We start from the raw sequence: 16,819 nt of genomic DNA, 5'->3' as shown, positions 1-16,819 counted from the left end.
GCACCGGCACGTGCCGGACCAGCATCACCCGGCACGGCGGGAGCGGCCACCGGTGGGCGGCAGGGGTGTGAGAGCGCACGCTGACGAAGGGAGCATTTTCGACGAACATTCGATCGAATCGACACACGTTCGGACCGTGTCCGGGCGGTCGGCCGTTCCTCCTCCCGGCCTGATCGTTCCTCAGGGAGACAGAGGCGAGGGCGGAGAGGAATCCGGCGATGCGGATGAGCGAGGCCGGGGCGAACCCCTGGCCCACAGAGCTGTTCCCCTCCGAGCTCGCGGGGGTCCGGCAGCGGATGGTCTCCGCTCTGGCTGCCCGGGTCGGTCCGGACGGCGCGGTGCGCGACCCGTGCGGCAGCCGCGTCCTGGAGTCGGCTCTGGCGGCTGCCCTGCTGGAGCGCACGGGGCTGGAGGGCGCCGGGAGGAAGGACGCGGGGCTGGAGCGCGTGCCGTCGGGGGGCGGGGCCGCCGACGCCGTACGCAGGTTCCTCCGTACCCGGATGGCAGGCGGGGCGGTCGAGGCCACGGAGCGCTCGCTGGCTGCCGCGGTGCTGGACCGGCGGGCCGTCACGTCGCCCGGCCCGCTCGTCCGGCAGGTGACCGGTACGGCACCGGATTTCACGGCCGGTCGCAAGCAGGCACTCGTCCACGCGTTCGCGGCGGCCGTCGACGACAGGTTCCCGGCCTGCTGGAACGAGGCGGCGTTCGATCTGTCGGGGCTGCACAGCTGGGCGGCTGTGCAGGTGACGGCGAGCAAGGTGATCCTGGCCCGGGCCACCGGGAACACCACCCGGATCAGCGACGAGGACGTACGGCTGCTGCTGGACACGCAGGGGCGACCGCACGTGTGGGAGGGCAATGTCCTCATCCACCTGTCCGTCCTGCACGCCCTGTCGGGGCTGCCCGGTACCGGGACGGTCGTCCGGGAGGGCCTCCGGCGCGCGCTCGAACACCAACGCGCGGACGGTGGGCTGCCGTTCGTGACGGACACCGACACCTGGAGCTCCGCCACGGCGGGCGTCGCCCTGACTGCCGCAGGGGCTCCGCGGAACGTGCTGGAGCGGGTGGCGGCCCACTTGGTCGGCCGCCAGCTGCCGGGCGGCGGCTGGTCCTACACCGACCTCTCGTACCAGACGGATGTCGACGACACGTCCGTCGCCGTGCAGTTCCTGCACTCCCTGGACCCCGCGCGGTACCGGGAACCGATCACCCGCGGGCTGGACTCGATGGCCGCCGTCGCCTCGCCGGACGGCGGTTACCCCACCTATGTGGCCGGAGCGCCCGCCGAGTGCTGCATGACCGCCGCCGTCGTGGACGCCCTCACCGTGCGGCCGGCCGCCCACGCGGCCCGCGTCCGGGCCGGGCTGCTCCACCTCGCGGCCCACCAGCGCGCCGACGGCTCCTTCCCGCCCGACTGGAGCAGCAGCAGGCTCCACACGGTCTTCCGGGTTCTGCTGGCAGCCTCCCGGTCCCCCCGCGAGCGGCCCGCCGAGGTGCGCCGGATGGTCGAGCGGAGCATGCGCCTGGTGCTCGACCGGCAGAACGGCGACGGCGGCTGGGGCCAGCAGGACGGGGAGGCGAGCGATGTCATCAGCACGGCGTACGGCCTGATCGCCGTGTGCGGCCAGGACGACCCCCAGCCCGCGCTCGCCGCGGTGTCCTTCCTGGTCGCGGCCGAGCGGAACGGAAGCGTCCGCGGCGCGCGCCCCGACTCGATCGGCCCGCGCCCGTTCGTCTTCACCGTTCCCGTGCTGGCGGACGTCTTCACCGTGCTGGCCCTGGGGCACCTCGCGCGCCGGACCGCCCCGGCGGGTGACGTGACGGGTACGGGACGGGCGGAGGGCACGTTCGGTACGGGCCCGGCGGGCGACGGGGCCGGTGCGGAACTGGCGGGCGTCGGGTGAGCCGGCTCGTTCCCCGTCACCTGGGGATCGTCCCGGACGGGAACCGGCGCTGGGCCCGGCGGCACGGCGTACCGGCCCAGGAGGGATATCTGCGGGGAGCCGCCCGGACCGTCGAGGTGCTGCGGTGGTGCGAGGAGGCGGGCGTGGAGACCGTCACCGTCTGGGCGCTGTCCCTGGACAACGCCGCCAAGCGGCCGGAGCTGCCCGTGATGCTGGAAGGAATCGCCGCGCTCGTGGAGAGCCTGACAGCGGGGGCCTCGCGGCACGTCAACGTGCTGGGCTGCCCCGAGCACCTGAGCTCTCTGGGGCTGACGGAGCTCTCCGCACGGGCCCGGGACTCGGCTATGGGCCCGTACGGCGGGGGGACAGGCCACGGAAACGGGACCGGGAACGGGACCGGGGCCGGGGCCGGAGACCCCTACGGGGGCGGGGACGGACGGCTGCGGGTCAATCTGGCGGTGGCGTACGACGGGCGGGAGGAGATCGTCGCCGCCGCCCGTGCCGTACTCGCCGAGCGCGGGACCGAGGGCCTGGACAGCACGGCGGTCGGCGAGCGCCTCGGCCGCTGGGGGCAGCCCGACTGCGACCTGATCCTGCGGACCTCCGGCGAGCAGCGCCTGTCCGGCTTCCTGCTGTGGCAGAGCCTCACCGCCGAACTGCACTTCAGCCCGGAGCACTGGCCGGACTTCGACCGGGCCGCCTTCGACGCCGCGCTCACCTCCTTCGCCGGCCGGGAGCGCAGGTTCGGTGCATGAGGGACGGCGTGAGGGACACCCCGTACGCACTGGCCGCGTACGCCCGTCGGCACATGAACCGGCTGGCCCCGGCGGCCGGTGACCATCCGCTGGCCGGGGAGCTGGAGGCGGATGTACGGTCCTGGGCGGTCGGCCGCGGCCTGAGCGGTGCCGACCCCGCCGGTGGCTGCCCCGGTGACGACCGCGGTGACGGAAGCGGCGGAAGCGGCGGGCTGGAGCGCCGCAGGATCGGCCGGCTGGTAGGCCGGTGCATGCCCGGCGCGCCCGTCGGCGTGGCCCGGCTCACCGCGCGCTATCTGGCGTGGGTGTTCCACTTCGACGACACGGTCGCCGAGTACGCGGACCGGCTGGCCGCGCACCGGAGATGGGACCCGCCCGGCATCCTGCGCTCCGGCCGCCTGCCCGCCGGAGCACCCGCCTGCGCCCATCTCACCTCGTTGGTCTCCGTGCACGACGAGGTCGTGGCAGCGGGCGGTACCGGACTGCTGCCACTCCTGGCGGAGGGGCTGCGGCGGTACGCCGAGAGCTGCGCACGGGAAGCACCCTGGCGGGAGACGGGGACTCCGCCGACGCTGGCGGAATACCTGGCGCAGCGCGTCCACACCTCGGGCGGCCATCCGCTGTACCTCCACCTGCTGGCCCCGGGCATGCCCTCGGACCACGCCCCGCGGGCCGCGCCCCCGACCGGCACGCCGACGGCGCCCCTGACCGCGCCGCTGACCGGCCTGGCCGAACTCGCCTTCCTGATCGGCGGACTCGCCAACGACCTGCTCGGCCACGCCGCCGAACAGCGGCAGGGCGACCCGGTGAACGCCGTCACCGTCCTCGCGCACGAGTACGGGCTGCCCGTGCCGGAGGCGTACCGGGCGGCGGTCGTCCTGCACGCCGGTCACCAGCACCGCTTCGGTACCGAGTGCGCCGGGCTGCTGGCCGACGCCGCCCTTTCCGAGGCCGAGCGCCGGTTCGTACGCGCTGTCGCGGGCTGGGTGGCGGGAAGCGCCGCGGCCGTCGAACCGTACTGGCACCACCTGCTCGCCACCCACCCGACCCGAGGAACAGGCTGAATCACCGTGGAGACCCGCCGCCCCACCGCCATCGTCGTCGGAGCCGGAATCGCCGGGCTCACCGCCGCCTGGCGGCTGCGCCAAGCCGGTCTGCGGGTGCGCGTCCTGGAACGCGGACCGGCGGCCGGCGGCCGTATGCGGACCGTGGAGCACGACGGTTTCCGCGTCGAGCTCGGCGCCAGCATCCTCGGCCGCAACTACACCGGCATGCTCGGCCTCATCGAAGAGCTGGGCCTGTCCCAGCAGTTCGGGCCCTCCAGCACCCTGTGCGGCTTCGGCCGGGGCGACACCGTCCACCGGCTGCGCACCGATTCCCGGGCCGACCTGCTCCGGACCCGTCTGGTCGGCCTCCGCACCAAGGCGGCGGTGTTCCGCGCCCTCCCGAACTTCCTGGCGCACCGCAGGCGCCTGGACTGGGACACCATGGACCGGAACACCTATCTGGACACCCTCAGCGCCACCCAGTACGCCCGGCGGCACCTGACGCGGGAAGCGATCGACCACCTCTGCGAGCCGCTCTTCGGCGGGGGCATCGTGCTGGCCTCCCCGGATCGCATGGCCGCCGCCGACATGCTGTTCTACACGGCGAAGCTTCTCGTCCCGCATTTCAACAGCCCTCAGGGTGTGGGGCTGTTGACCCGCACCCTGGCCGACCGTCTTCCCGTGGAGCTGAACAGCCCGGTCACCTCCGTCCGCCGGGACGCCGACGGCCTCTCCGTCACCTGGCGGGACGGGAAGGAGGGAGGCGGCGGGGCCGGGGAGGAGCACACCGAGCGGGCCGACGCCGTGGTCGTCGCCGTCCCCGCCCCGCAGGTGCCGGGCATCCTGCCGGACCTGTCGGCCCCGGACCGCGACTACCTCTCCTCTGTCCCCTACTCACGGGCCCTGATCGTCTCCCTCGGCCTCGAACGCCCGCCGCCGGAAAGGGCCTTCGCGCTCTTCCTCGCCCGGCGGACACATCCCGCGCTGGTGGGCGTCGAACTCCACCACAACAAGATCCCCGGCCGGGTCGACGACGGGCGGGGGCTTATCACGCTCCACCCCCGTCAGGAGTTCACCGACCTCTGGTGGGACGCCGACGACACCACCGTCACCGAGCAGGCCGTCACCGCTGCCGGCGCCGTCTTCCCGGGCCTCCGCGAAACCGTCCTGACCAGCCACGTCAGCCGCCAGGACCCGGCACTCGTCGTCCGCCCGCCCGGGGGCTACGCGGACCTGCGCGCCTTCAACGCCCGTCGGCGCGCCGCGGACCCCCGCCTCCAGCTCGCGGGGGACTACTTCGGGCCCTCCAGCACCTACGGCGCGCTGCGCTCGGGAGAACAGGCCGCCGCCCGCCTCCTGAGCCACCTGGCCCCCGGCCGCCGGGGGACCTGACCCCGGCGGCGGAGCCGAGCGTGCCGGGGAGCGCCGGGGCGAGCACGTGCTCACGCCCCCAGCGCGCGCAGCACATGCGCCACGAGGGTGGCGATCGTCTCCTCGTCCTGGACCGGCTTGCGCAGGACATGGCGGTAGTAGACGGGGCCGTACAGCATCTCCACGGCCAGCGGCAGGTTCGCGCCCGGCGGGATCTGGCCCTGGTCCTGGGCGCTGCGCAGCCGGGCCACCGCCTCCTCGACGCGCGGGTCGACCAGCTGGTCCTTCAGGGCCCGCGCGAGGACGTCGTCGTGGTGGAGCTCCGAGAGGATGCCCGCGTAGGCCGGGCCGAAGGGCGGCACGGAGAGCAGTGCGACCGCGCCCGCCACATGGGTGCGCAGGTCGGCGGCGATGTCACCGGTGTCCACGAACGGTGTGGCGTCCACCAGCGCGTCCGTGAACGCCTCCAGCAGCACCGCTCCTTTTGACGGCCACCAGCGGTAGATCGTCTTCTTGCTGACGCCGGCGCGGGCCGCGATGGCCTCTATCGTCACGCGCCCGTACCCCTTCTCCGTACAGAGGTCGAGCGCGGCCTGCAGCGTCGCGCGGCGTGCTCTCTCGCTGCGGCGCAGGCTACTGGGCGGTGTGATCATCCGGTGAGCATAGGGGGGTTTCGGCCAATCCTTATTGACATCGAGTCGTCCTAGGCCGAACAATACCCAAGCGGAAACGGAACGTACCGTGTCGTGTCGTTCCCACCCTCCGCACCGTTCGTGCCGTTCGTGCCGCGACGAGCCGATCGGGGGACGGCTCGCCCGGCCGACGGCGCGGACGGCTGCTCACCGATCCGATCCGGCCATGGGACGACCCCGCGGACTTGCTCAGGTCGTGATGTCCTTCGTGGTGAACCGCGCCCAGGCCGCCGAGCCGAACACCCCCGCGTACAGGCCCTGGAGCTGGAAGTTCCTGACGAGCTCGTCCCAGTGGACCGGCTCACGCAGGACGTCCGCGAACGACATCCAGTAGTGCGGGAACTGGGAGAGGTGGGACTGTACGCAGTCCTGCCCCGCCCCGCCGCACAGATGCGCGGCGGGGCGGGGCAGGAGCGAGCGGACAGGTGACGCGGAGCCCTACTTGGCGCCGTCGGCCGCCCGTACCAGCGTGTCCTTCGTCACCGCTCCCACGTATACCTTGCCGTCGTCCGTCACCAGGGCGTTGACCAGGCGGGTCTTGAAGACCGTGCCCGAGCCGAACTTCCCGGTGACCTTGTCGCCGAGCGCGTCCAGGAAGCCCTGGGCCTCGGCCGGGAGGCCGTCCGAGCCCGCCGTGGGCAGGCCCTTGCCGCCGGGGATCTCGATGGCGGCGATGGACGTCCAGCCCTTGCCGATGACGTTGACGCCCTCGGAGCCCTCAAGCCCCTCCAGCCCGGGGAGCTGCCCGGAGAACTTCTCCGGGAGCGCCTTCCGCGGTGCGTCGTGCCCCTCCTTGCCGGGCGCCGGCTCGTCGGCCTCCGTCACCTTGGCGCCCTTGGGCGGGGTGAAGTCGAACTGGGAGGCGGCGGGCCGGGAGAAGTCGACCTTGGTGAAGCCCGCGTCGACCACGGCCTTGCCGCCGCTCGCGGCGGCCAGCGTGAACTTCAGCGGTACGCCGTTCTCCGCGTCCACCGCGATCCGCACCGAACCGATCGTCGAACCGGACTGCTTGGGCTTGATCAGCAGCTGGTACGCGTCCCGCCCCGCCACCCGGGCGGTGCCGTCCACGGTGACCGAGGTGGTGTCGCCGACTGCCGCGAGCGCCTGCTCGGCGAAGTCCTTCGGCAGGGCGGGGGCGCCCTCGGGGCCCCGCGGGGTCTCCTTCTCCGCGTCCGTGCCCTCGGGGGCCTTGGCGTGGTAGACCTCGTCGGACTGGGAGTCGTACGCCCAGACCTCGCCCCGGTTGTGGATGACGTTGTACTCGGACGCCTTGCCGAGGACGGAGAGTCGCTGCTTCTCCGGGCCGTCGACGGCCACGCGCAGGGTGTGCGTGCCGGACGTCAGCTCCATGAGCTTGTCCTCCGGCGCCGCCGCGCCCTTGCCGCCGCCCTCACCGGCGCCCTGGAGGAGCGAGCCCGCGAGGCCGTCGAGGGGCAGACCGAGGTCCGTGCTGATCTTGAAGGTTCCGGAGAGCTGCTCCTCGTCGGAAGCGGCGATCTTCTCGATGAGTTCCTGTGCGCTGATCTTCGGCAGGTCCGGGTCGCCGCTGTTCGCGAGGGCCGGGACGAGCCCGATGGTCGCGGCCGCCACTCCCGCGACCGCGACGGGGACGATGTAGCGCGCCGCCTTCCGGCGGCCCACGACGGTGCCCGTGGCCTCGCCGGTGGTCTCCGCGCTGTCGTTCGGTGCCATGTGTGCCCTACCTCCGTGGTCGGCGGCTTCCGTACGGTTGCCCGTCCACTCCCTGCCGCCCTTCTCACCCGATGTGGTCAGGAGTGGTTCTTATCCATCTGACCAAATCGGGCGGGATGAAGCGTCAGCCCCCGGGATCAACCTGCCTACTGCTGCGGTATGACAACCGGGCGGGGAGGGTCAACCGTCCAGTAGGGGTAGGACCCTTGAGGGGTGGGACCTTGCACGGCCGGGGAGGCGGGGGCGCTCAGCCCGGGAGGTGCTCAGCCCGCGCGGTGCACCACGGCGTCGCACAGCTCCTCCAGCGCGGACTTCGCGTACCCCTCGGGCAGCGGCGCCAGCGTGGCCCGTGCCTCCTGGGCGTAGCGGACGGTGTCCTGGCGGGCCTGCTCCAGCGCGGGGTGGGCGCGCAGTCGGCGCAGCGCCTCGGCGAGGCGGGCGTCGTCGCCGAGGTCGCCGTCGAGCAGCTCGACGAGCTCCAGGTCGTCGGGCTTGCCGTCGGCCGCCGCCTGGGCGCGCAGCCGCAGCACCGGGAGGGTGGGGATGCCCTCGCGCAGGTCGGTGCCAGGGGTCTTGCCGGACTCGTGGGTGTCGGAGGCGATGTCGAGGACGTCGTCGGCGAGCTGGAAGGCGATGCCGAGCCGCTCCCCGTACTGCGTGAGGATGTCCACGGTCCGCTCGTCGGCCCCGGCCATCAGCGCGCCGAACCGGCCGGAGACGGCGACCAGCGAGCCGGTCTTGCCGCTGAGCACGTCCAGGTAGTGGTCGACCGGGTCGCGGCCGTCGCGCGGGCCCGCGGTCTCCAGGATCTGGCCGGTGACGAGCCGTTCGAACGCCTCGGCCTGGATGCGTACGGCCTCGGGGCCGAGGTCGGCCAGGATGTGGGAGGCGCGGGCGAACAGGAAGTCGCCCGTCAGCACGGCCACCGAGTTGCCCCAGCGGGTGTTGGCGCTCGCCACCCCCCGGCGTACGTCGGCCTCGTCCATCACGTCGTCGTGGTACAGCGTGGCCAGGTGGGTCAGCTCGACGACGACGGCCGCGGGGACGACGCCCGGCGCGTCCGGATCACCGAACTGTGACGCGAGCATGACCAGCAACGGGCGGAACCTCTTGCCGCCTGCCCGCACCAGGTGCTGGGCGGCGTCCGTGATGAACGGCACATCGCTCTTGGTGGCTTCGAGCAGCCCCGCCTCGACAGCGGCCAGGCCCGTCTGGACGTCGGCCTCAAGAGCCTGGTCCCGCACGTGCAGTCCGAACGGCCCGACGACGGTCACGGGGGCATCTCCTGTCTGCTGACGACCACACCCGATGTCGATGTGTCGCTGTCTCTCTTGCATCTCTCCTGGCAACTTCAGCGTATCCGGTCCCCTGTGGATCACCGTGGGCGCCTTCCCGCCACCGCCGGTATGTTCGGGATCAGCCCATACGGTCAGGAGCATCCGCTTTGTCCCACAGCACCGCCGACACCGAACCGGCCCAGCCACCGCCCGAGGACGACCGCGCCTTCTTCGGCCAGCCACGGGGTCTGATGACCCTGTCCGGGCTGGAGGTCTGGGAGCGGTTCTCCTTCCTCGGCATGCAGGCGATCCTGGTGCTGTTCTTCGCCGACACCGTGGCCAACGGCGGCATGGGCATGAACCCCGGAACGGCCGCCTCCGTGTCGGCCGCGTACGGGACGCTCGTCTACCTGGTCTCCGTGGGCGGCGGCTGGCTGGCAGACCGCATCCTCGGCTCCTACCGGGCCGTGCTGTACGGCGGCATCCTCATCGCCTGCGGCCACTACTGCATGGCCGTGCCCACCGACGCGATGACCTGGGTCGGGCTCGGCCTGATCAGCGCCGGTACGGGCCTGCTCAAGCCCAACGTGGCCTCCATGGTCGGCAAGCTCTACCGCACCGAGGACGAGCGGCGCGACGCGGGCTTCGCCCTCTACTACATGGGCATCAACATCGGCGCCTTCGCCGGACCGCTGATCACCGGCTGGCTCGGCGACCACGTGAGCTGGCACTGGGGCTTCTCGGCCGCCGCGATCGGTATGACCTTCGGCCTGATCCAGTACGTGGCGGGCCGCCGTCACCTGGCCGGGCGTAAGCACGCCGCCGAGTTCGCGCTCGCTCCCGCCGCGATGCGCCGCGCGGTACGGATGATCGTCGGCGGGGCCGTCGCGGTCGCCGTCCTGGCCACCGCGCTGGCCCTGGCGGGCTGGCTGACGATGGACCGGTTCGTCGATGTGCTGACCCTCGTCTCGGTGATCGCGCCGGTCGTCTACTTCGTGGTGATGTTCCGCTCGCCCCGGGTCACCGCCGAGGAGCGCGGCAGGCTCCGCCCGTACGTCGTCCTCTTCCTCGGGTCCGTCGTCTTCAACTTCATCCTCTTCCAGGCGTACTCGACGATGATGCTGCTCGCGTCGACCAACGCCCGCACCGAGATCCTCGGCTTCACCTTCCCGGCCAGCTGGTACGCCTCCGCGCTCGGCGCCTTCGAGGTCGCGCTCGCCCCCGTGGTGGCCGCGACCTGGGCCCGGATGGGCACCCGCCAGCCGCACGCCTCCAACAAGATCGCGTTCGGGGTGATCCTCGGCGGGCTCTCCTTCCTGCTGATGGTCCTGCCGACCTCCGGCCACGCGGACGACGTCTACCGGATGGCGGCCTGGTGGATCGTCGGCTCGTACCTGCTCCTCGGCCTCGGGGACGTACTCCTGGAGACCTCCGGCATGTCCGCCACCACCAAGCTCGCCCCGAAGGCGTTCGCGAGCCAGACGATGGCGCTCTGGTTCCTCTCCCTCGCCCTGGCCAACGGCATCCAGGCCCAGGTCGTGAAGCTCTACGGCGAGGTCTCCAACCCCGCGTACTTCGGCGTCAACGGGGGCATCGCGGTGGCGGCCGGGGTGGCGATGATCCTTGCCGCGCCCTGGCTGAAGCGCACGATGCACCCCGTCCACTGACCGCCTCTCCGCACCCGCACCCCGTCGTCGTACACCGAGGTGACCCATGAACATCACGACCGAGTTCCCGTACGAGACGACCCGCGAGGACGTGTACATCCCGCTGTCCGGCTCCACCCGGCTCTACGCCCGGATCTGGCGGCCGCTGACCGACGAACCGGTCCCCGCCCTCCTGGAGTACCTCCCCTACCGGCTCGGCGACTGGACCGCCCCCCGCGACTGGCAGCGCCACCCCTGGTACGCGGGCCACGGCTACGCCTCCGTACGGGTCGACGTACGCGGCCACGGCAACAGCGAGGGGCTGCCGGGCGACGAGTACGACGCGCAGGAGCTGGCTGACGGGGTGGCCGTCATCCACTGGCTGGCCCAGCAGGAGTGGTGCTCGGGCCGGGTCGGGATGTTCGGGATCTCCTGGGGCGGCTTCAACTCGCTCCAGATCGCCGCGCTCGCCCCCGAGCCGCTGAAGGCGATCGTCACCGTCTGCTCGGCCGACGACCGGTACGACAACGACGTCCACTACATGGGCGGCTCGGTCCTCGCCGTCGACATGCACGCCTGGGCTGCCACCATGCTCGCCTTCGTCGCCCGCCCGCCGGACCCCGCGCAGATCGGGGAGGCGTGGAAGGAGATGTGGCTGGAGCGGCTGGAGGCGATCGAGCCCCTCGTCCACACCTGGCTGGCCCACCAGAGCCGCGACGACTACTGGAAGCACGGCAGCGTCTGCGAGGACTACGGGGCGATCAAGGCGAACGTGCTGGCGGTGGGCGGCTGGCACGACCCGTACCGGGACACCGTCCTGCGCCTCGTCGAGCACCTCGACCCCGGGCAGGTGCGCGGCATCATCGGCCCGTGGTCGCACCAGTACCCCGACCGGGGGCTGCCGCCGGGGCCCGCGATCGGCTTCCTCCAGGAGACGCTGCGCTGGTGGGACCAGCATCTGAAGGGCAAGGAGACGGGCGTGATGCGGGAGCCGCTGCTGCGGTCCTGGATCAGCGGTTCGCACCCGCCCGCCACGGTGTACGAGACGCTGCCGGGCCGCTGGGTCGGGGACGCCTCCTGGCCCTCGGAGAACGTCACCCCGGTGGCGTACGCGCTCCAGGGCGGTGAGCGGATCGTCGCCTCGCCGCAGCAGACCGGGCTGGACGCGGGCCGCTTCTTCCCGTTCGGCAACGAGGCGGACCTGCCGCCGGACCAGCGGGACGAGGACGCGAAGTCGGTGTCGTTCGAATTCCCGGTGGCGGAGGCGCCGATCGAGATCCTGGGCCGCCCCCGGGTGAAGCTCCGCCTCCGGATGGACGTGCCGCGCGGCCAGGTCATCGCCCGGCTCTGCGACGTGGCGCCCGACGGGGCCTCCACCCTGGTCACCCGGGGCGTGCTCAACCTCGCCGCCCGGCACGGCCGCGACCGCACCGACGACTGGCCGCCCGGAGAGACCGAGGACGTGGTCTTCGACCTCAACGGCATCGGCCACACCTTCCCGCCCGGCCACCGCATCCGGATCGCCGTCTCCTCCGCGTACTGGCCCTGGATCTGGCCGCAGGCGGGCTCGGCGGGGTTCACGCTCGACGCCGACGGCAGCTTCGTCGAGCTGCCGGTGCGCCGCCACACCGAGGACCCGGCGATCACCTTCGGCGAACCGGAACAGTCCGAACCGCTCGGCGTGGTCTATCCGGTCACCCTGGAGGAGCCCCGCCCCGAACGCCTCGTCGTCCGCGATGTCGCCAAGGGCGAGTGGCGCCTTGAGGTGGACCCGCGCTACGGCGGTACGCGGGTCTACCCGGACGGCCTCGAGTTCACCGAGGACGCCCTGGAGACGTACACGATCCAGCAGGACGACCCGCTCTCCGCCCGCACCCGCTCCGACTGGCGGATCAGGCTGCACCGGCCGGAGATGGCCTGGGACGTGGAGATCGAGACACGCTCCGAGATCGCCGCCGACGAGCACGACTTCATCACCTCCGACGAGGTGATCTGCAAGGACGGCGGCGAGATCGTCTTCCACCGCACGTGGGAGAAGCGGATTCCGCGCACGGCGGGGTGAGCGGTCGCACGGGGCTGAGCGGTCGCACGGCGGGCTGAGCGGCCCGTTGCGCGGTCGGGTCCTCGGCTCCTGTGCAGGCGACCGGGCCCCGGCCCTGTTACGCGGCCGGGTCCCCCGGATTCCCGGGGGACCCATCGAACTTTCCGGGCAATAGGCACAGTTGGGGAGGGTCGGGGCACTGCCGTGGGGCGGTACCTCCGACGTAACGTGTCCTCCACACGACCTGGAAAGCGAGGCAGCAACACATGCCCGAGCAGAGCAGCCCGCTCGACCTCCCCGAGGGCGACCCCTTCGGCCCGCACAACCTGCCCTACGGTGTGTTCTCCACCCCCGGCCACCCCGAGGACCGCCGGGTCGGCGTCCGTATCGGCAACCACGTCCTGGACGCCGGCGCCGCCGCCCACGCGCTCGGCTCCCCCTACGCCGGGCTGCTGGCCCAGCCGACCCTGAGGCCGCTGCTCGCGGCGGGCCGCACCGCCTGGAGCGATGTGCGCCGCGCGCTCACCGCCTGGGTGACGGTGCCGGGCCACCGCGCGGACATCGAGCCGCTGCTGCACCCGGTGGACACGGTGACCCTGCACCTGCCGTACGAGGTCGCGGACTACGTCGACTTCTACGCCAGCGAGCACCACGCCACCAACGTCGGGCAGATGTTCCGGCCGGACGGCGACGCGCTCACCCCGAACTGGAAGCACCTGCCGATCGGTTACCACGGCCGCTCCGGCACCGTCGTGGTCTCCGGTACGGACGTGGTGCGCCCCAGCGGCCAGCGCAAGGCCCCCACCGACCCGGCGCCCGTCTTCGGGCCCTCGGTGAAGCTGGACATCGAGGCCGAGGTCGGCTTCGTCGTCGGCGTCCCCTCCGCCCACGGCACCCCGGTCCCGCTCGCCGACTTCCGCGAGCACGTCTTCGGGCTCTCGCTGCTCAACGACTGGTCGGCGCGCGACCTCCAGGCGTGGGAGTACGTGCCGCTGGGCCCGTTCCTCGGCAAGTCCTTCGCCACCTCCGTATCGGCGTGGGTCACCCCGCTGGAGGCCCTGGACGCGGCCCGCACCGCCCCGCCCGCCCGGGACGTCCCCCTCCTCCCCTACCTGGACGACTCCGGCGAGGAGGAGCACGGCGGCTTCGACATCCGGATCACGGTGGAGATCAACGGCCAGGTCGTCTCCGAGCCGCCGTTCGCCACGATGTACTGGACAGCGGCCCAGCAGCTCGCGCACATGACGGTCAACGGCGCCTCGCTGCGAACGGGCGACCTGTACGGCTCCGGCACGGTCAGCGGCCCCGAGACGGCCCAGCGCGGCTCGCTCCTGGAGCTGACGTGGAACGGCCGCGACCCCCTGGAACTCCCCGAGGGCAAGCGGACGTTCCTGGAGGACGGCGATACGGTCACCCTGACCGCCTGGGCCCCCGGCCCGCACGGCACCCGCGTGGGGCTGGGCGATGTGACGGGCAGGATCGTCACGGCACCATGACCTCGCCCTCCCCCGCCCTGACGCTCCCCGAGGAACTTATCCTGCTCGCCCTGGACCCGGAGCGGGGCAAGCCGGTGTGCCCGGCCCGCGATCTGGCGTACGGGACCGCCGGGGCCGTCCTCGCCGAGCTGGAGATCCAGGGGCGGATACGGGAGGAGGGCGGCCGGGTCCAGGTGGTGAACCCGCTGGACCCGGCCGACCCCCTCCTCGCCGCCCTGCTCCGGACCCTGGACCAGCCGGCCAAGGGCCGCCGCCGAGGCATCCGCGCCCGGCGCTGGGTGGGCGAGAACGACCGGTCCGTACAGGAGCAGTACCTGGACTCCCTGGTCGGGCGCGCCGTCCTCTCCCGGGAGACCCGCCGCGTCCTCGGCCTCTTCCCGTACCACCGCCACTTCCCGGTCGTGCCGGACCTCGCGCGGGACGTCCTCGACCGGTTCGCGGCGGCCGAGGCGGCGGGGTACCCGGACCACCGCGACCGGGTGCTGGCCGCCCTGGTCTCGGCGATCGGCCTCGCCGGTGAACTGACCCGCCTCGGCCGCAACGGCCGCACGGCGATGAAAGTCATGCGCCGCTCCGAGTGGACCGCGTCGGCCGTCCACCACAACGTGAAGCAGAACGAGTCCGGCGGAGGCAGCGGCTGGAGCGGCGGCGACAGCGGGGGCGGAGGTGGCTGCGGCGGGGACTGATCGGCCCGGCCGCCTCCCGGGCGGCGGGCCCGCAGTAGCTCCGCCGCCGCCCGGTCCCCGCCCTCACTCGTACTCGGGCGGCTCCTCGTCCCAGGCGAACTCGGGGTCGCTGTACTGCGGGGCGGCCGGGGCCGCGGGGGCCTTGTCGGCGCGGGCCGGGGCGGCCGGAGCCTTCGTACCGGACGGGGCCGGGGGCGCCGCCGGGCGGGAAGCGGGAGCCGGTGCCGCCGCCCGGCGCGCGGCGGGGGCCTCCGGAGCAGCGGACCCCGCAGCGGGCGCCCCCGGAGACGTCTCCGCCAGGACCCCCAGAACCCCCTCCCCGTACGTCGCGAGCTTCTTCTCGCCCAGGCCGCTGATCCCGCCCAGCTCCGCGAGCGACGTCGGGTGGACGGTGGCGATCTCGCGCAGCGTCGCGTCGTGGAAGATCACGTACGCCGGGACGCCCTGCTCCTTGGCCGTCGCGCCGCGCCAGGCGCGCAGCGCCTCGAAGACCGGGACGGCGGAGGCGGGCAGGTCGGCGGCGGCCGTCTTGCCCTTGGCACCGCGGGAGGAGCCGGACGAGGACGACGAGCGCGATGTCGGCTTCTTCGGTTCCTTGCGGAGCAGGACGTCCCGCTCCCGGCCGAGGACCGTGGCGCTCTCCTCGGTGAGGACCAGCGTGCCGTACTCCCCCTCCACCGCGAGCAGGCCCTGCGCCAGCAGCTGGCGCACCACACCGCGCCACTCCGCCTCGGCCAGCTCCTCGCCGATGCCGAAGACGGAGAGCTGGTCGTGGTCGAACTGGATGACCTTGGCCGTCTTGCGGCCCAGCAGGATGTCGATGATCTGGCCCGCGCCGAACTTCTGGTTCCGCTCGCGCTTCAGCCGCACCACCGTGGAGAGCAGCTTCTGCGAGACGACCGTGCCGTCCCAGGTCTCCGGCGGGGTCAGACAGGTGTCGCAGTTGCCGCAGTTCGCCGCCGTGGGCTCCTGGCCGAAGTAGGTCAGCAGCTGGGCCCGGCGGCACTGGACCGTCTCGCACAGCGCCAGCATCGAGTCCAGATGGGCGGCGGCCCGGCGGCGGAACGCCTCGTCGCCCTCGCCGCCCTGGATGAGCTTGCGCTGCTGGACGACGTCCTGGAGCCCGTACGCCATCCAGGCCGTCGACGGCTCGCCGTCCCGGCCCGCGCGGCCGGTCTCCTGGTAGTACCCCTCGACGGACTTCGGGAGGTCGAGGTGGGCGACGAAGCGGACGTCCGGCTTGTCGATGCCCATGCCGAAGGCGATGGTCGCGACGACGACGAGCCCCTCCTCGCGGAGGAAGCGCGCCTGGTGGGCGGCGCGCGTGTTGGCGTCCAGGCCCGCGTGGTACGGGACGGCGTCGATGCCGTTGCGGGTCAGATACTCCGCGATCTTCTCCGTGGAGGCGCGCGAGAGGCAGTAGACGATGCCCGCGTCCCCGGCGTGCTCCTCCTTGAGGAAGGTGAGGAGCTGCTTCTTGGGGTCGGACTTCGGGACGATCCGGTACTGGATGTTGGGCCGGTCGAAGCTGGCGACGAAGTGCTTCGCCTCCGGCATCCCGAGGCGGCGGGTGATCTCCTGGTGCGTGGCGTCCGTGGCGGTCGCCGTCAGGGCGATGCGCGGGACGTCCGGCCAGCGCTCGCCGAGCACGGACAGCGCCAGGTAGTCCGGGCGGAAGTCGTGGCCCCACTGGGCGACGCAGTGCGCCTCGTCGATCGCGAAGACGGAGATCTCGCCCCGGGCCAGCAGCGACAGCGTGGAGTCCAGCCGCAGCCGCTCCGGCGCCAGGTACAGCAGGTCCAGCTCGCCCGCGAGGAACTGCGCCTCCATCGAGCGGCGCTCGTCGAAGTCCTGCGTGGAGTTCATGAACCCGGCCCGCACACCGAGCGCCCGCAGGGCGTCGACCTGGTCCTGCATGAGGGCGATCAGCGGGGAGACGACGACCCCGGTGCCACGCCTGACCAGGGACGGGATCTGGTAGCAGAGGGACTTTCCGCCACCGGTCGGCATGAGCACGACGGCGTCGCCGCCGGAGACCACGTGCTCGATGACCGCGCCCTGCTCGCCGCGGAACGCGTCGTACCCGAAGACCCGGTGCAGCGTCCGCAGCGCCTCGGTCTCGGCTCCGCCACCGGTCCCGCCGCCTGCCCCGTTGTCGGTGCCGGTCCCGTTGCCGGTCACCGTCCCGGTCACATCCATGCTCACGCCCAATG

At 72.8% G+C, this 16,819-nt stretch carries 12 protein-coding genes and 1 pseudogene; 8 read left to right on the top strand and 5 right to left on the bottom strand.

Features of this window, described 5'->3' with window-relative positions; genetic code table 11:
* The first annotated feature begins 218 nt into the window (after positions 1 to 218).
* The 4 genes from B7C62_21470 to B7C62_21455 are packed head-to-tail and all read left to right on the top strand — an operon-like array spanning position 219 to position 5,097.
* Positions 219 to 1,904 carry a hypothetical protein gene (locus B7C62_21470; protein ARF74519.1) on the top strand — a complete coding sequence of 562 codons (1,686 nt, stop codon included), beginning with the start codon at positions 219 to 221 and terminating at the stop codon, positions 1,902 to 1,904.
* Complete coding sequence (locus tag B7C62_21465; protein ARF74518.1) at positions 1,901 to 2,659, top strand: di-trans,poly-cis-decaprenylcistransferase; 759 nt, start codon at positions 1,901 to 1,903, stop codon at positions 2,657 to 2,659. The genes B7C62_21470 and B7C62_21465 overlap by 4 nt, the downstream gene beginning before the upstream one ends.
* Entirely contained in the window at positions 2,656 to 3,723 is a 1,068-nt protein-coding gene (locus tag B7C62_21460; protein ARF74517.1) for a hypothetical protein, read from the top strand. Before B7C62_21465 ends, B7C62_21460 begins: the two co-directional genes overlap by 4 nt.
* Positions 3,724 to 5,097: a hypothetical protein gene (locus tag B7C62_21455; protein ARF74516.1), complete on the top strand. Its 1,374-nt coding sequence runs from the start codon at positions 3,724 to 3,726 to the stop codon at positions 5,095 to 5,097. It begins immediately after the preceding gene.
* Positions 5,098 to 5,147: 50 nt separating this feature from the next.
* Here B7C62_21455 and B7C62_21450 read toward each other — a convergent pair whose 3' ends face one another.
* The 4 genes and pseudogenes from B7C62_21450 to B7C62_21435 all read right to left on the bottom strand — a co-directional run bounded on the left by B7C62_21450 (position 5,148) and on the right by B7C62_21435 (position 8,734).
* Entirely contained in the window at positions 5,148 to 5,729 is a 582-nt protein-coding gene (locus B7C62_21450; GenBank protein ID ARF74515.1) for a TetR family transcriptional regulator, read from the bottom strand.
* A 228-nt stretch (positions 5,730 to 5,957) separates the two neighbouring features.
* Positions 5,958 to 6,110 (bottom strand): annotated as a pseudogene (locus tag B7C62_21445) (ABC transporter permease).
* Positions 6,111 to 6,206: 96 nt separating this feature from the next.
* The gene (locus B7C62_21440; protein ARF74514.1) at positions 6,207 to 7,460 is read right to left on the bottom strand and encodes a DUF2092 domain-containing protein; all 1,254 of its coding nucleotides are present in this window, start codon (positions 7,458 to 7,460) and stop codon (positions 6,207 to 6,209) included.
* Between the two features lie 263 nt (positions 7,461 to 7,723).
* A complete protein-coding gene (locus tag B7C62_21435; protein ID ARF74513.1) occupies positions 7,724 to 8,734 on the bottom strand; it encodes a geranylgeranyl pyrophosphate synthase in 1,011 nt (336 codons plus the stop codon).
* Between the two features lie 170 nt (positions 8,735 to 8,904).
* Here B7C62_21435 and B7C62_21430 point away from each other — a divergent pair, with 170 nt between their 5' ends.
* The 4 genes from B7C62_21430 (at position 8,905) to B7C62_21415 (ending at position 14,606) form a co-directional block, all read left to right on the top strand.
* Positions 8,905 to 10,404, top strand: coding sequence for an MFS transporter (locus B7C62_21430; protein ARF74512.1), 1,500 nt, complete (start codon positions 8,905 to 8,907; stop codon positions 10,402 to 10,404).
* A 46-nt stretch (positions 10,405 to 10,450) separates the two neighbouring features.
* Positions 10,451 to 12,445 carry a peptidase S15 gene (locus tag B7C62_21425; GenBank protein ID ARF74511.1) on the top strand — a complete coding sequence of 665 codons (1,995 nt, stop codon included), beginning with the start codon at positions 10,451 to 10,453 and terminating at the stop codon, positions 12,443 to 12,445.
* Positions 12,446 to 12,690: 245 nt separating this feature from the next.
* Positions 12,691 to 13,920 (top strand): fumarylacetoacetase, encoded by a 1,230-nt coding sequence (locus B7C62_21420; GenBank protein ID ARF74510.1) that lies wholly within the window; start codon positions 12,691 to 12,693, stop codon positions 13,918 to 13,920.
* The gene (locus tag B7C62_21415; GenBank protein ID ARF74509.1) at positions 13,917 to 14,606 is read left to right on the top strand and encodes a GPP34 family phosphoprotein; all 690 of its coding nucleotides are present in this window, start codon (positions 13,917 to 13,919) and stop codon (positions 14,604 to 14,606) included. Before B7C62_21420 ends, B7C62_21415 begins: the two co-directional genes overlap by 4 nt.
* Positions 14,607 to 14,669: 63 nt before the next feature.
* On the opposite strand, the gene B7C62_21410 is transcribed toward B7C62_21415, so the two are convergent.
* The gene (locus tag B7C62_21410) at positions 14,670 to 16,805 is read right to left on the bottom strand and encodes a DNA helicase RecQ (GenBank protein ARF77307.1); all 2,136 of its coding nucleotides are present in this window, start codon (positions 16,803 to 16,805) and stop codon (positions 14,670 to 14,672) included.
* Positions 16,806 to 16,819 lie beyond the last annotated feature (14 nt).

The sequence above is a fragment of the Kitasatospora albolonga genome (assembly GCA_002082585.1).
Lineage (GTDB): Bacteria > Actinomycetota > Actinomycetes > Streptomycetales > Streptomycetaceae > Streptomyces > Streptomyces stephensoniae.
This window is presented reverse-complemented; position numbering and strand designations above follow the sequence as displayed.

What these genes read in the sequence shown, in the direction of transcription:
- B7C62_21470 (ARF74519.1), top strand. Translation starts at nt 219, where the DNA reads ATGCGGATGAGCGAGGCCGGGGCGAACCCCTGGCCCACAGAGCTGTTC.
- B7C62_21460 (ARF74517.1), top strand. Translation starts at nt 2,656, where the DNA reads ATGAGGGACGGCGTGAGGGACACCCCGTACGCACTGGCCGCGTACGCC.
- B7C62_21450 (ARF74515.1), bottom strand. Translation starts at nt 5,729, where the DNA reads ATGATCACACCGCCCAGTAGCCTGCGCCGCAGCGAGAGAGCACGCCGC.
- B7C62_21440 (ARF74514.1), bottom strand. Translation starts at nt 7,460, where the DNA reads ATGGCACCGAACGACAGCGCGGAGACCACCGGCGAGGCCACGGGCACC.
- B7C62_21425 (ARF74511.1), top strand. Translation starts at nt 10,451, where the DNA reads ATGAACATCACGACCGAGTTCCCGTACGAGACGACCCGCGAGGACGTG.
- B7C62_21420 (ARF74510.1), top strand. Translation starts at nt 12,691, where the DNA reads ATGCCCGAGCAGAGCAGCCCGCTCGACCTCCCCGAGGGCGACCCCTTC.
- B7C62_21415 (ARF74509.1), top strand. Translation starts at nt 13,917, where the DNA reads ATGACCTCGCCCTCCCCCGCCCTGACGCTCCCCGAGGAACTTATCCTG.
- B7C62_21410 (ARF77307.1), bottom strand. Translation starts at nt 16,805, where the DNA reads ATGGATGTGACCGGGACGGTGACCGGCAACGGGACCGGCACCGACAAC.